General features: G+C 71.2%; 13 protein-coding genes. 1 reads left to right on the top strand and 12 read right to left on the bottom strand.

Annotated elements, in window-relative coordinates:
- Positions 1-162: 162 nt before the first annotated feature.
- On the top strand, positions 163-1,386 hold the full coding sequence (locus tag AD017_RS29635; protein ID WP_060572134.1) for an IS110 family transposase: 1,224 nt from the start codon (positions 163-165) through the stop codon (positions 1,384-1,386).
- 359 nt (positions 1,387-1,745) lie between these two features.
- Here the strand turns inward: AD017_RS29635 and AD017_RS29630 are convergent, their stop codons facing one another.
- From AD017_RS29630 to AD017_RS29570, 12 genes are all read right to left on the bottom strand, one after another.
- Positions 1,746-2,246 carry a hypothetical protein gene (locus AD017_RS29630; protein WP_145984155.1) on the bottom strand — a complete coding sequence of 167 codons (501 nt, stop codon included), beginning with the start codon at positions 2,244-2,246 and terminating at the stop codon, positions 1,746-1,748.
- 17 nt (positions 2,247-2,263) lie between these two features.
- On the bottom strand, positions 2,264-2,671 hold the full coding sequence (locus AD017_RS29625; RefSeq protein ID WP_060576980.1) for a hypothetical protein: 408 nt from the start codon (positions 2,669-2,671) through the stop codon (positions 2,264-2,266).
- 65 nt (positions 2,672-2,736) lie between these two features.
- Positions 2,737-3,300, bottom strand: a complete 564-nt coding sequence (locus AD017_RS29620) for a hypothetical protein (RefSeq protein ID WP_060576974.1) — start codon at positions 3,298-3,300, stop codon at positions 2,737-2,739.
- 56 nt (positions 3,301-3,356) lie between these two features.
- Positions 3,357-4,019 (bottom strand): asparagine synthase-related protein, encoded by a 663-nt coding sequence (locus AD017_RS29615; RefSeq protein ID WP_060576973.1) that lies wholly within the window; start codon positions 4,017-4,019, stop codon positions 3,357-3,359.
- A gap of 471 nt (positions 4,020-4,490) precedes the next feature.
- A complete protein-coding gene (locus AD017_RS29610; protein ID WP_060576972.1) occupies positions 4,491-4,685 on the bottom strand; it encodes a hypothetical protein in 195 nt (64 codons plus the stop codon).
- A gap of 319 nt (positions 4,686-5,004) precedes the next feature.
- On the bottom strand, positions 5,005-5,223 hold the full coding sequence (locus AD017_RS35585) for a hypothetical protein (RefSeq protein ID WP_168172325.1): 219 nt from the start codon (positions 5,221-5,223) through the stop codon (positions 5,005-5,007).
- 857 nt (positions 5,224-6,080) lie between these two features.
- Complete coding sequence (locus AD017_RS29600; protein WP_060576967.1) at positions 6,081-6,686, bottom strand: TetR/AcrR family transcriptional regulator; 606 nt, start codon at positions 6,684-6,686, stop codon at positions 6,081-6,083.
- A gap of 58 nt (positions 6,687-6,744) precedes the next feature.
- A complete protein-coding gene (locus AD017_RS29595; protein ID WP_060576966.1) occupies positions 6,745-8,115 on the bottom strand; it encodes a phenylacetate--CoA ligase family protein in 1,371 nt (456 codons plus the stop codon).
- Positions 8,116-8,152: 37 nt separating this feature from the next.
- Positions 8,153-9,241, bottom strand: coding sequence for a thiamine pyrophosphate-dependent enzyme (locus AD017_RS29590; RefSeq protein ID WP_060576965.1), 1,089 nt, complete (start codon positions 9,239-9,241; stop codon positions 8,153-8,155).
- Between the two features lie 38 nt (positions 9,242-9,279).
- Entirely contained in the window at positions 9,280-10,092 is an 813-nt protein-coding gene (locus AD017_RS29585; protein ID WP_060576963.1) for a thiamine pyrophosphate-binding protein, read from the bottom strand.
- Positions 10,093-10,413: 321 nt separating this feature from the next.
- Complete coding sequence (locus AD017_RS29580; RefSeq protein WP_060576961.1) at positions 10,414-10,821, bottom strand: single-stranded DNA-binding protein; 408 nt, start codon at positions 10,819-10,821, stop codon at positions 10,414-10,416.
- Between the two features lie 1,343 nt (positions 10,822-12,164).
- Complete coding sequence (locus AD017_RS29570; protein ID WP_060576957.1) at positions 12,165-12,407, bottom strand: hypothetical protein; 243 nt, start codon at positions 12,405-12,407, stop codon at positions 12,165-12,167.
- Positions 12,408-12,519 lie beyond the last annotated feature (112 nt).

Raw genomic sequence — 12,519 nt, 5'->3', positions numbered from 1 at the left:
GTGGCTGATGAGGTGTTGTCGCTTCGGTGGCTCGGAAGGAATGGCCGCCCCGTCGTGCTGGACAGGCCTGGCCACTGATTCGGATCTGTGCGGACCGTCGCTGATTAGGGACCTGATGGCGGGTTGTCCACGGGCGTGACCTGCAACGACAGGAGCCTGCGCGTGGCGCAACGGCCAGTGATCTGGATCGGGATCGACGTCGGGAAGAGGACGCACCATGCGTGCGCGATCGATACCGACGGCAAGGTGGTGTTCTCCCGCAAGGTCAGCAACGACCAGGCCGCGATCGAGGCGTTGCTGGCCCGCGCTGCGGAAGCGGCCCAGGACGTGCGGTGGGCCATCGACCTGACCTGCAGCTATGCGGCGCTGCTGCAGGTGGTCCTCACCGCGGCCGACCAGCAGGTGGTCTATGTCCCCGGTCGGGTCGTCGACCGGATGAGCGGCGTGTTCCGGGGCGAGGCCAAGACCGACGCCCGTGACGCGAAGGTCATCGCCGAGACCGCCCGCATGCGCGGCGCCGACCTCACCACGGTCACCGCCACTGATGAGACCACTGCCGAACTGGCCCGGCTCGTGGCCCATCGCGAGGACCTGATGGCCGACTGGGTGCGCGGGGTCAACCGGCTGCGTGACCTGCTCGGGTCGATCTTTCCCGGTCTCGAGGCGGCATTCGACTATTCCACCCGCAGCGCTCTGGTGCTGGTCACCGGGTTCCAGACACCCCAGGCCCTCCGGGACGCCGGCGAGGCAGGGGTGATCGAGTACCTGCGTGCCCATCGGGCGTGGGCACCGGGTATTGCTGCGATGGCCGCCACCGCGGTCGAGGTCGCCCACGCCCAGACCGTGGCACTGCCCAGCGAGACGCGGACCGCGATCCTTGTTGCCGGCCTGGCCCGACGACTGCTGGAACTCGACCGGGAGATCAAGGACACCGACAAGCTGATCACCACCGTGTTCCGCTCCCACCCGGACGCGGCGATCATCGAGTCGCTGCCCGGTCTCGGACCCATCCTGGGCGCGGAGTTCCTCACCGCCACCCACGGCGGTGTCGGCCCTGAACTGGGCGGATTCACCTCTCCAGGGCGGCTGGCCTCCTACGCCGGACTCGTCCCGGTGCCCCAGGACTCCGGCCGGATCAGCGGGAACCTGCGTCGCCCACGACGCTACAACCGCCGCCTGCGGCGAGTGTTCTACATGGCCGCACTGTCCAGCCTCAAGGTCAATGGCCCGTCCCGGGCCTTCTACCAGCGCAAACGCAGCGAAAGAATGCTTCATACCCAGGCTCTGCTCGCCTTGGCCAGACGCCTGGTCGACGTCCTGTGGGCCCTGCTGCGTGACCGGAGGATGTTCACCATCACCGCACCACAACCCGCTATCGCGGCTTGACACGGTCATTCGGATTCCTCCCGCCGGACGGACGCAGCCTCGCGCCGGCGCAGCGTCGGGTTCGCGTAGCTGGATCAGTGGTGTGAAGCGCAGCGTGGAGGTGGGCTCGCAGACTAGGCAGTCGTCGAGGCGTAGCCAGGCGTGCAACCTGATCCGATCCGCGGCGATCCGGTGGCACCACCCAGCTCGCCGGCCGCTCGGGCCAGGGCGAGTATCGCCGCGGCGGTGTCCTCCAAGCATGCTGTCCGAAACGGAGACGCGCGTCCGATGACGCGCACAGCGTCCAGGACCGTCACGGCCTGGGTGTTGCGCGGCGGCGGCTGGCCCGCGCTCTCGGGCCCGACCCCGAAGTCATCGGGTCAGCTCGGACAGAGCTGCTCCCCCAGCGCGGTGCGGTCGTATCTCCGGTCCGGCTCAGCGGCGGTGAAGGGTGTGGAGGCGGTCCACGTCGGCGAATCCGGCTCGGCGGTACAGCGCGGCTGCCGCGGAGCGGTCACGTGCACCGCCTGGGTCGTCGTCGTCGACGTAGAGCAGCGCACGCCGGGCCCCGGCGTGGTGCGCGCGCTCGAGGCCGGCTCGTAGCAGGGTTCGTCCCAGCCCTGCGCCTGTGCGGCCGGGGTGACCTCGAGCCAGGCGATGCGGGTGGTGCCCTGCAGCGGGTGGTCGATCTCGATCTCGCCGAGCACGTCGTCGGCGCGGTGGATCAGCAGGCGCCAGCCCAGCCTGCGCTGCTCGACCTCGATCGTCGGGGCGGGTGTGGGTGCGGTCTCGGCGAGGAAAGCGGTCATCGCCTCGTCGGGCAGGACCATGTAGCTCCACAGGACTGTGCCGGTGAACCCGGCGACGGTCAGCGCGGTCACGGTGCCGGATCGGTGGGTCACCGGGAGCGCTTCGAGCCCGAGGTCGAGCGCGGTGGCGAGCCGAAGGCCTCTACCGCGACGGAGGAGAACCGCTGCAGTGCTGTGTCGAGTAGGGCCTGCACGACAGCGGGGTCCTCGCCGGCGTGTAGCCACGGCAGGACCGCGGTGGTGTCGCGCTCCCGCCATCCGGTGGCGATGACGCCCACGCCATGACCGTGGTCGTCGATGGCCACGTGGTGACGCAGGTCGGTGAGTTCAGCCCAGAGGCCGGCGTCGATGGGCGAGCGCCCGGCGAGGGCGTCGGCCAACGCGGCTCGGGTGGGCACGGGTTGGCCGGGCAGCAGGTCGGCGCCGATCAGAGCGAGCACTGCGGGGTGGTCGGCGCGGCGCAGCGGGCGCACGGTGCTCGTGGCGGGTCGGGTCACGGCGGTCGCACCTGCATGTCGCCAGGATGGCGCGCGGGTGGGCCTCGGTCGAGTCGGAGGGTGGGTCACGGGTTCACTCCTGGGAGTCGGGCACCGCGGGCCAGCGCGGCCCGTAGCCACGTCTCGGTCGCGGTCAGCGTCATCGACACCGCGGTGTCGGCGGTGGCGAGCCGGGTGGGGTCGATCAGCCCGGCGGCGGCGAGCAGTTGTGGCTGGCACGGTTCGACCAGGGCGCCCAGCGCGGTCTGGAAGTACTGCTTGGCCGGGGGAAGCATCGACCGGTGGTGGGGTTCGAACAGCGAGACGACCGCTGTCTTGTTGCGCTGGTAGGCAGTGGGAAGGGTCGGGTCGTAGCGTGCTGCCGGGTCGAGCGCGGCCGCGGCGGCGAGAACCTCGGGATCGAGGAAGGGGGCTTGCTCGGGGACTGTGCCGGCGTCGAGCACTGCTGCATGCGGCCAGATCGCGTCGTGGGTGAACATCGCCGCCCACGAGTGGGTTGTGCCGTGCTGACCGCGGTGCTGGGTTCGCCATCGCTCGGTCCAGTCCTGTATTCGGGGGCGGAACCGGGTGGTGACCACGTCGGGAACCGGTGCGCCGAGGGTGGTGGCCCAGGTCGCGGTCCAGTACATCCGGTGTCCTGCCCGGCGGGACAGCATCGGCGCGAGGGCGGATGCCGCTTCGTCGATCAGGGCGCTGCCGCGTCCGCGGTCGGCGAGATACCGCAGTGCGGCCCGCGGCCCGCGGGTGGTGAGCAGCTCGGTGGTGGCGAACCGGGCACCTCGAGGGTCTCGTCAGCTCCGTCGCCCGACAGCAGAACCTCGCAGCCGGCCGCGGCCGCGCGGTGGGCGACGGCGGCGTTGAGCTGGGGCAGGGCGTCGAGTCGGGGCCCGATCGGCGACCATGCCACCTTCCTACGGTCGGTGGTGTCCACGATCTGCAGCTCGCAGGTCAGTCCGAGTCGCGTGATCAGTGCGGTGGCCGTGTCGGAGGCTAAGCGGCCGCGGTCGTCGACGAGATCGATCGTGAACGCCACGACGCGGCGGCCGCGGGCCTGGCGACAGGCCTCGGCCAGGACCGCGAGGCTGTCCATACCGCCGGAGAAACTCACCCCGATCACCGCCGCGTCGTCGACCGCGCGTGCGACCGCACGGCGAAACGCCGGGCCCAGACCCGGCTCCCGGCCGGGAGAACCGGCAGGGAGCTCGGCGAGCGAGGCGCCCTGCCACGGATAGAACTCGCTGTAAAGAGCGGGCGGCGCGAACAGCAATGCCACCGCGTCCATGTCGATGGTCGGCCGTGCGGCTCCGCGCAGCCAGGGCCCGATCTCGGTGCAGAACGCCTCGCTCATCGCTTACCGCGCCCCGAACAGCAGGGCACGCACCAATGCGACCACCCGCGCCGAGGCACTCACGGTGGCGCTGTCTCCGCGGATGCCGCGGCCGTGGGAACCATCTCCGGGAGAGGACTTCGCAGCCATGACTGGACCTTTCGTTCATCGGTGCCGACCCCGGCCGGGGTTGACGCCGCGTCCGGGACCGGCGCGGGTCGACCGGTCGGTCGGACGCGTTCGCCCGACCGGTGTGGGATCGGCTGCCAGGCCGACGAGCGCAGCGAGCTCGTACCACCCGGTCGGTGCGGGCAAGCGGCCGATCGAGCGCAGCGACCCGGCCGGTCACAGTGGCCACGCCCACCACCGCAGCCGAGACCGGCGCCGGATTGCGGGTCGGTCACGGCCTCGGCTACCGCGTGCTGCCGTCCCGTGTTCGATCGCGCCGTCGGCGCCGCACCAGATCCGGGCCCTGCCGACACTTCGGATCGGTCACAGACGAGGCTCGGCGCCGAGCAGGTCCAGCAGCTCGTCGGCGGGATCGGCGCTGGCCCGGGCCAAGTGGTCGATCGCTGCATGTTGGTTGTGGACGGATTCGCGCTGCGCGTCGGCGACGTAGACCGGCTCCGAGACCTCGCCGGCTCTCGCCTGCAGGCGACGGGCACCGGAGACGTCGGGGTTGACCACGTGTCCCGTGCCGGGTGACTGGGTAGCGGCCGTGCTTGCGATACGACCGCGGGGCCGTTCTCCTCGACGCGCGCCGGTGGCAGACCTGGACATCGCGGGCATCGGTGGACGTCCGGGCTGGAGCTCGGCGGGCAATGCTGCGCCCTGGCGTGCTCCGCAGCAGGTCGTAATGCCTCGTTTCGTCGGGGTGAGCCGGTAACCTGTGAGGTGCTCAGGAGGTGGGCCGCTGACCAGCCGCCCGGAGGGCGACCTGTCGATCGACCAGGTACGCGCGCACCGCAAGACCATGATCGACGTCGGCCGGAGGTTGCCTGGGAGTTCACTGGCCGAGACCGCGGCGCAGCTGCGCACTGCGGAGCTGGCGGAGCCGCTGACCAGGGCCCCGATCGTCGTCGACACCGATCTGGGTGGGGACGCCGACGACGCCCTGGCGCTGGTCGCGGCCCCCCGGCACCAGCCCGACCTCGCGTTGGTGCTGACCGCGGACGAGACCGGGCCCACGCAGGGCTACGGACAGCGGGCACGGTTCGCCCGCCACCTGTTCGACACCGTCGGGCGCCACGACGTCGCGGTCGCCGCCGGCGCGACTACGGGATGCACCGACTACTTCTGCGTCGCCGACCTCATCCCCGCCACCATCCTGGCGATTCACGGCGGCCGTGACGCGGTCCTGGCTGCCGTAGCCGAGCTCGCCGGGCAGTCGGAGGGTCCGATCCGTTGGGTCGGGATGGCGCCGCTGTCGAACCTAACCGGCCGCCGTGCACCAGGGTTCCCAGCGGGATGCGCTCGCCCGCACGCTCGACGAAGGCGTGCGGCATCGGGTGCCCGGGCGCGGTGCCGGGCTGGTAGAGCCGGACCGGGTCGAGCGGCACGTGCTCCGCGCTGCCGTCGGGCACGACGGCGGAGGAGTCGTAGCGGTAGCCGAACTCCACGTTGTGATGGCGGAACTCCATGGTCTGCGCGCCGGTCGCCCGGTTGAGGGCGTGCCGCCCTCGCGGAGTCGATCAAGTCCGGCGACCTCGCCTGGGAGTCCGCCGTCCTCGCCACGCACCACACGCTGGCCGGCACCCGGATGATGACGGCGGACGGACACGTCGCCCCGGACTTCACCGTCGCGCACCGGACCTTCCACAACACCCTGCTCGCGGGCTGTGGCTCCGCACGGCTCGAGAGGATCGCGACCGGTCTGCGCGACTGCGCCGAGCTCTACCGGCACTGGTCCAGGATTTCGCCCACGAGGCCGACCGCGACATCGCCGCCGAGCACCGGGCCATCTCCGAGCTCACCGTCGCACGGGACGAGGAGGGTGCGACCCGGGCGCTGCGCGACCACATCGAACGCACGACCCGCCCTGGTCCGCTACGTCGAGCGGACCGGCCCGGCCCCGACGTCGGCCTACCCGGCCTGACGCAACCCCCGCAGGACGAGTTCGACCTGTTCGTGGCGTAGGGCCTGCGGGGTCACCTCGCCGCGCAGCGCCCAGCCCTTGAACGACGGCATGTGCCCCAGGAACACGATGTCTGTCGCCACCACGGTGGCGTCGACCGGGCGGAACACGCCCTTGGCTCGGCCGGCGCGGACGAGGTCGGCGAACACGTCGGCGATCGCCTGCTCACGAGACATGAAGAAGCGCTGCGCGTCCTCGGGCAGCCGGCGGTACTCCCGGTAGACCATCGCGATCTGCGCCTGCCGGTTCTCGCACTCGCGCAGGTAGACCTCGATCGCGGCGCGCAGCTTCTCCTCGTGTGGCCCGTCGCCCGCGGCGATCTCGCCGAGCTGCTCGCGCACCCCGTCGTAGATACTCCGGCAGACCATGACCAGCAGGTCGGTCTTGGTCGTGATGTAGCGGTACATGCCACCGACGCTCAGCCCGGCCGCCTCGGCCAGGTCGCTGACCGACAGGTTGTCGAAACCGTGCTTCGTGATCTCGACCGAGGCAGTCCTGGTGATCAGTTCGAGGCGTTCCGCCGAGCGTCGGTTCGGCCCCCGCCTGGTCGCCATTGTGTCGGGCCCCTCGCTCATCGTCCCCGCTGCGCCGGCAACGGTAGCAACGCCGCGATCACCCCCGATGGTCGATCACACGCCGGGCCTTGAAGACCTGAGGCTCGAAGGTCCCCTCCGGTACGAACCGCACGCCGGTCCGGACCATCAGCCGGTCCTTCAGCCGTGCCTCCAGATCGGCTCGCGCGGCGTCGGCGACCGTCCCGTCGGTCTCCAGCTCGACCCGCAGCTCGTCCAGATCGCCCCGGCGCTCGACGACGATCCGGTACTCGCTGCCACCGGCCTCGTGGTCCCGCAGGACGGCCTCGACCGCGCTCGGGTACACGTTCGCTCCACGGACGAGCAGCATGTCGTCCAGCCGTCCGTACACCCCGCGCGGCAGCCGCGGGTAGGTGCGTCCGCAGGCGCACGGGGAGTCGTCCAGCACCCCCTCGTCGCCCAGCCAGAACCGGATCATGGGCTGGGACTCCCGCCACAGGTGGGTGGCGACGACGGCGCCGCTGGTTCCCACCGGCACCGCGACGTTGGGATCGTCCCGGTCGACGACCTCAGTGTAGTTCTCGTCCTGCACGAGGTGCACGCCGGCGGGGGTGTGCCGGCATCCCACGTTCGCGTAGAAGGGATGCATCTCCGAGGAGGCCCCTGCACCCAGGTCGATCACGAACGGGCCACCGAGGTCCCGCGAGATCACGTCCCGCACCTCGGGCGTACTCCCACCCGGCTCACCCGCCACGATCACGGTGCGCAGGGCGGAGGAGCGCATGTCCAGTCCCAGCTCGACGGCACGCCTGCCCAGGTGCAGGGCGTAGGACGGGGTGGCGACGAGGGCGTCGATCCGCAGGTTGAGCATCTGGCCGAGTTGCTGGTCGGTCGGCATCAGGCTGCCGACCGGGAAGGCCCCCGCGCCGAGGAACTCGCAGGCCTGCAGCAGCCCCCAGCCACCGAGGAACAGCCCGAACGGGAAGGAGATTTGCACGATGTCGCGCGGGCGCACCCCCGCGGACCAGAGCGCGATCTTGCAGACCTCTTCGCTGCGGAGCCAGTCGGTCCGGGATATCCCGTAGAGCGTGGGGGCCCCGGACGTCCCGGATGAGCCGTGCACGCGGGCGATGTCGGCCCGGTCGACCCCTGCGTAGGAGCCGAACGGGGGATTCGCCTGCTGGTCGGCGACCAGCATCTTCTTGGTGACGACCGGGACCCTCGTGGTGAAGTCCGCTAGTGACCGCACCTGGTCCGGATGGAAGCCGTGCCGCTCGTAGTGAGCCCGGTAGAACGGGATCTCGGTGTATGCGTACCGGAGCTGCGCCTGCACGCGGTCGAGGATCAGCTTCTCCCGCTCGGCGGGCGGCATGGTCTCCCGGACGGGATCCCAGAACTCGTCGGCCCGGCCGGCACCCTCGCTGCCGGGGACGGTGACCTGTGTCGTCATGGTGTTCCTCCCTGCCGCCTGCGGTGCCGTCCGACGCTCAGTACCGGTAGCCGGACGTCGTCGCGAGGGCGTCGAGCTCGCTCTCGGGGTGTCCGCACAGCTCGGCGATGAAGGACATCGGGATGCGGGTTCCGTTGTCGAGAGCCGACTTGTGCAGCCGCAGCGCCTCCACCCTGGACAGCGCCCGGAAGTGCGCGACCAGCCCCTCGGACAGGTCGTCGATGCCGCGGGAGTAGAACTCGCCGATCTTGAGCCGCAGCCACGGGACCGACGCCTCGATGCTCTCCGAGTCCGCCACCACGTCGATCACGGCGACCTTTCCGGAGTCCAGCGCACGACGCAGCGCGGGGCGCAGGTCGGCCGCGTCCTCGACGTGCTCGACGTGGGCCCCGAACGGCGCGAACACCTCGTCGTAGCGCAGCCCGGGGGTCATGTCCCAGGACCCGATGTCCGGCTGCATGTCCTCGCGCATCAGCGAGTTGCCGCCCCAGGAGCTGTTATTTAGCACGACGAGCACGGCCGGCACGTCGTAGCGGGTCAGTGTCTCGATGTCCATGCCAGCCAGACCGATGCCACCGTCGCCGATCAGGCTGATCACCTGGCCGCCCGGACGTGCGATCCCGGCGCCGAACGCCATCCCGACCCCCTGGCCGAGTGCCACGCGGGGGCCGGCGTCGAGGATCTGGGCCGGCCGCAGGGCCTTCACGGCATCGGTGAGGTAGAGCGAGCCCTGGTAGGAGTCGTAGATGATCGTGGCGTCGGGGTCGGCCTCGTCGGCGATCGCCTGCGCGAGCTCCCAGGTGTGGATCGGGGTGCGGTCCCGCACCACCTCGAGATGGGCCGCCCGGTTCTCGGCGAACGCGGCCCGCGCGGCGTCCAACTCGGCGATCCACTCCGGACGCGAGACCGGGTCGGCGGTCCCCCGCCGTTCGCGGACCGCGTCCAGCAGCTGGCCCAGCACCAGACGGCTGGAACCGATCAGGTCGACCTCGGAGTCCAGCCCCCACCACAGGTCCGCGGCGGTCTCCTGGATCTGGACGTAGCAGGTCGCACCGGGCGCGGGCCAGTCCGGCGGTTCGAACCACGACTCGAGCTCACCGGCCCGCAGCCCCACCAGCAGCACCACGTCCGCGGCACGCAGCAGCCGGCCGCGGTATCCCGACGTCAGTGCGAGCGGGTGTTCCTCGCTGATCGCTCCGCGCGCGGTGCGTCGGGCACCGGTCGGGCGTCGAGGTACTCGGCGAGCTCCACCAGCTCCGCCGACCCGTCCGACCAGTACACCCCGTCGCCGGCCACGACCACCGGTCGCTCGGCGCCCGCCAGGATCGCTGCTGCCTCCTCGACCCGGACGGGGTCGGCCTGGGTCTGCGGTACGACCGGGGTCCCGCCGTCGCCCGGCACGTACTTGCGTTGCACCGCGTCGCCCTGCGCCCACTGATTGTTCAGCGGGAACTCCAGCACCACAGGCCCGGCCGGGTAGCTGACCGAGTCCGTGATCGCCTTGTGCACCCAGTAGGAGTTGAGTTCCCAGTCGGTCATGCGGTGTGTCCACTTGGCGACGGTCGTGAAGGACTCCGCCGCGTAGCCCTCCTGCAGGATTCCGAGGTGGTCACCGGCGGTGCCGTGCTGGCCGACCAGGAGCAGGATCGGGCTGCGGGTGCCGATGCCCTGGGACAGCGACGAGAGCGCGTTGGCCATGCCCGCCGAGGCCGACACGAAGAAGACGCCCGGCTTGCGCGTGATCCGGCCGTACGCCTCCGCGGCGAAGCCGGCGGCCTGCTCGTGGCGGAAGTGCCACATGCGGGCGCCGAGGCGCACGGCCTCCTCGATCACCGGGTTGATGTAGCCGTGGATCCCGAAGAGGTCCGTCACCCCGTTCTCGACGAGTGCCTGAGCAGCCTCCCGGGCACCGGTCCGGTGCTCGTGCCTCCCGAAGGCGGGCGCGAGGCCGGCTGGTTCGCGGTCGAGGGCAGTCATGGGTTCTCCGTTTCGCGTCTCGCACGGCATCCACCGATGCCGACGACAATAAGAGCGTTCGTTCGCAGTTGGATGCTGAGCAGTTAGCAGTTCAGAACCCTCTTGACTAGCAAATGCGAACGATCCTTCGCAGTTGCTCGTGGACCAAGGCTGGCGCGGGGTGCGGTGGGTCGTCGCGTCCGGCGCCGTGAACAGCTGCTCCACCTCCTGCCAGCCCCCGGGAGGGCTCGATCGACGCGGGCGATGTTTGCACCGCGGCGAAGGGCGGGCGGGGCACCGCCTAAGGGGTGACTGGTGCCCCGCCCGGTGGCCGACCGGGGGTCAGTCGGCCGTCTGGGTAGCGGTGGTCGAGCCGGCTCGCTCGCGTCCGGGCTGGCGGGTCACCGTCGCCGTCGCGCGGCGCAGGTCGGCGGCGATGGTCTGGGCCCGCAGCTCGGTGCGCCGGACCGGGTAGTCGGCCCCGGCGGGGGTGAAGGAGTTGTCGGCGAGCTTGCCGATCACGATCACGGCGTCCCCGGCGTGCAGCGACTCGGCGGTGTTCTGGGCGAGCTCGCGGAAGGCGACCACGTCGGTCCAGACCGGGGGGTTCTCGCGCCACTCGCCGCTTTTGCGGTCGAAGTAGCGGTCGTTCTGGGCGATGGAGAACCGCAGGACCGCGTCTCCGGTGTGCTCGCTGTAGAGCAGCTCGGGCTCCTTGCCGATGTTGCCGGTCAGGGTGATCTCGTTCATGGGGTGCCTCCCGAGGTGTCGGGCTGGTTGGTGACGCGGCCCTGTCTCAGCGCGGCGGTGCGGGGCCCGTCAGGGGTGGCGGGGGTTCGGTGCTGGCCCGAGCGGGTGGGAGCCCGCGAAGCGGGCCCGAACGCAGTGAGGCGCCGTCCCACCCGCTCGGCGTCGGCATCGGTTCATCGCCGCGTACCTCGCGCCGGGGTGCTGACCTCCGGGCGTCTCCACACCTGGGCACCGACACCGCGACAGGCGTCCCGACCCGTACGGGCACCCGTTCTCGGCCAACGGGGCGCGACGGACGCCCACGGCCGACGTCAGCAGACAGGCACGGTTCTCGGGCCGATACGACGTCGCCCTGGTGGGCTCGCATGCAGAGCGCGACCTCGCTCAGGACTGCGAGCCGGTCCTGCAGCCACCCGGTGCGCCCGCGGTCGAGCATCGCGCTGTTGCGGTACTCGGTGCCGGGGATGCCGGCATCGTCGGGTGTCAGCGCCAGGGTCGGTTCGACCCGGCCGAGCTTCAGCTGCGGCCGGCGTCCTGCCGGGGGTCCGGAGCGATCCGGTCGGGCCCCGCCGAGTATGCGGGTCGTCGGCGCTGATTTCCGGGCGCAGGACCAGGGCACGCAGCTGGGTGCGCGCGTGGACTCTGGCCACGTTGATGTGTGGTGGGTCGTCGGCGCTGTCGCGCTCGACGGCATAGCCCGCGCGGTCGCCCCACGAGGGGCTGTGTAGGACAGGTCGTGTTGGGCTGGGCCAGCGGTCGCGGCGGTGTCCTCGCGGAACCATCGCCGGTCCTGGCAAGGGGTCGGCGGGGCAGTGGAGACACGCGCATCGTAGGAAGTCTGGGCGGGGCGACGGTGACGGCCGGTTCCCTGCTGCCGGGTTCAGGAGAGCCGCCCACCGTGGTGGATCCGTAGAGGTCACTGAGGTGCTCGCAGACGACGGCCGACCGGCCCACGGTGATCATCGGGAGGTACTGGCGGGTTTATGGCTGATGCCCTCGACGAGCGCCTCGTCGTCAGGGCGGCCGTTCGCACGGCTGTGCCCTCGCCGGGGGCCCGCTCGCACGGCCTGGAACGCGACCGGATCATCCCCGGCAAGTCCAGGTCGGCCTCGAGCTCGACCGCGCCGGTGTGGCCTGAGGCGATCAGCGAGTGCTTGGTGCGGCGGCAGGGAATCCGGGAACGGCCTCAGAGGGTCAGGCCGGGCTCGGGAGGGATCCACCATTGAGGTGGCCGGAGTGGTCATCGCGGGCACTCTTGGCTCGTGTCGGTCTTGGGCGGAGCCAGTGGCTGTGGCGAGCGGCGGTCGGAGTGTGGGAGCTCCCGTCCTCGTGGCCGCAGGTGGTCAGATCGCGTGGTTCATGACGCGCCCGGCGATGAGGACGTTGTGGTAGGCGGCGAGGGCATCGCCGCTGGTGCGGCCGTCGTCCTGGGCGTTCTGCGCCGCGCGGGCCGCGGCGCGGACAAGGTCGGGCAGGACCGGTTCGATCACGAGATCGACGACGGCGTCGGCGAGGGCGCCTTCGTGGTCGGCGAGCACGTGCAGGGGAACTCCGGCGCGGTGCAGCGCGGCGCCGATCAGGCACATCGGGCGGAGGCCATCGGCGCTGACGTAGCGGCACGAGAGCAGCCCGTGCTCGCTGGTGTTCTCGGCGAACAGCGGGTGGTGATCTTGGGGGTCGAGGTAAGCCTCGGGGGTC

This window comes from Pseudonocardia sp. EC080619-01 (assembly GCF_001420995.1).
GTDB lineage: Bacteria > Actinomycetota > Actinomycetes > Mycobacteriales > Pseudonocardiaceae > Pseudonocardia.
Note: the sequence above shows the minus strand (reverse complement) of the source record. Positions and strands in the feature narration are given on the sequence as shown.

Excerpts from the sequence above, each read along its gene's own strand:
- AD017_RS29620 (WP_060576974.1), bottom strand. The coding sequence starts at position 3,300 with ATGTACTGGACCGCGACCTGGGCCACCACCCTCGGCGCACCGGTTCCC.
- AD017_RS29615 (WP_060576973.1), bottom strand. The coding sequence starts at position 4,019 with ATGAGCGAGGCGTTCTGCACCGAGATCGGGCCCTGGCTGCGCGGAGCC.
- AD017_RS29600 (WP_060576967.1), bottom strand. The coding sequence starts at position 6,686 with ATGGCGACCAGGCGGGGGCCGAACCGACGCTCGGCGGAACGCCTCGAA.
- AD017_RS29595 (WP_060576966.1), bottom strand. The coding sequence starts at position 8,115 with ATGACGACACAGGTCACCGTCCCCGGCAGCGAGGGTGCCGGCCGGGCC.
- AD017_RS29585 (WP_060576963.1), bottom strand. The coding sequence starts at position 10,092 with ATGACTGCCCTCGACCGCGAACCAGCCGGCCTCGCGCCCGCCTTCGGG.
- AD017_RS29580 (WP_060576961.1), bottom strand. The coding sequence starts at position 10,821 with ATGAACGAGATCACCCTGACCGGCAACATCGGCAAGGAGCCCGAGCTG.
- AD017_RS29570 (WP_060576957.1), bottom strand. The coding sequence starts at position 12,407 with ATGTGCCTGATCGGCGCCGCGCTGCACCGCGCCGGAGTTCCCCTGCAC.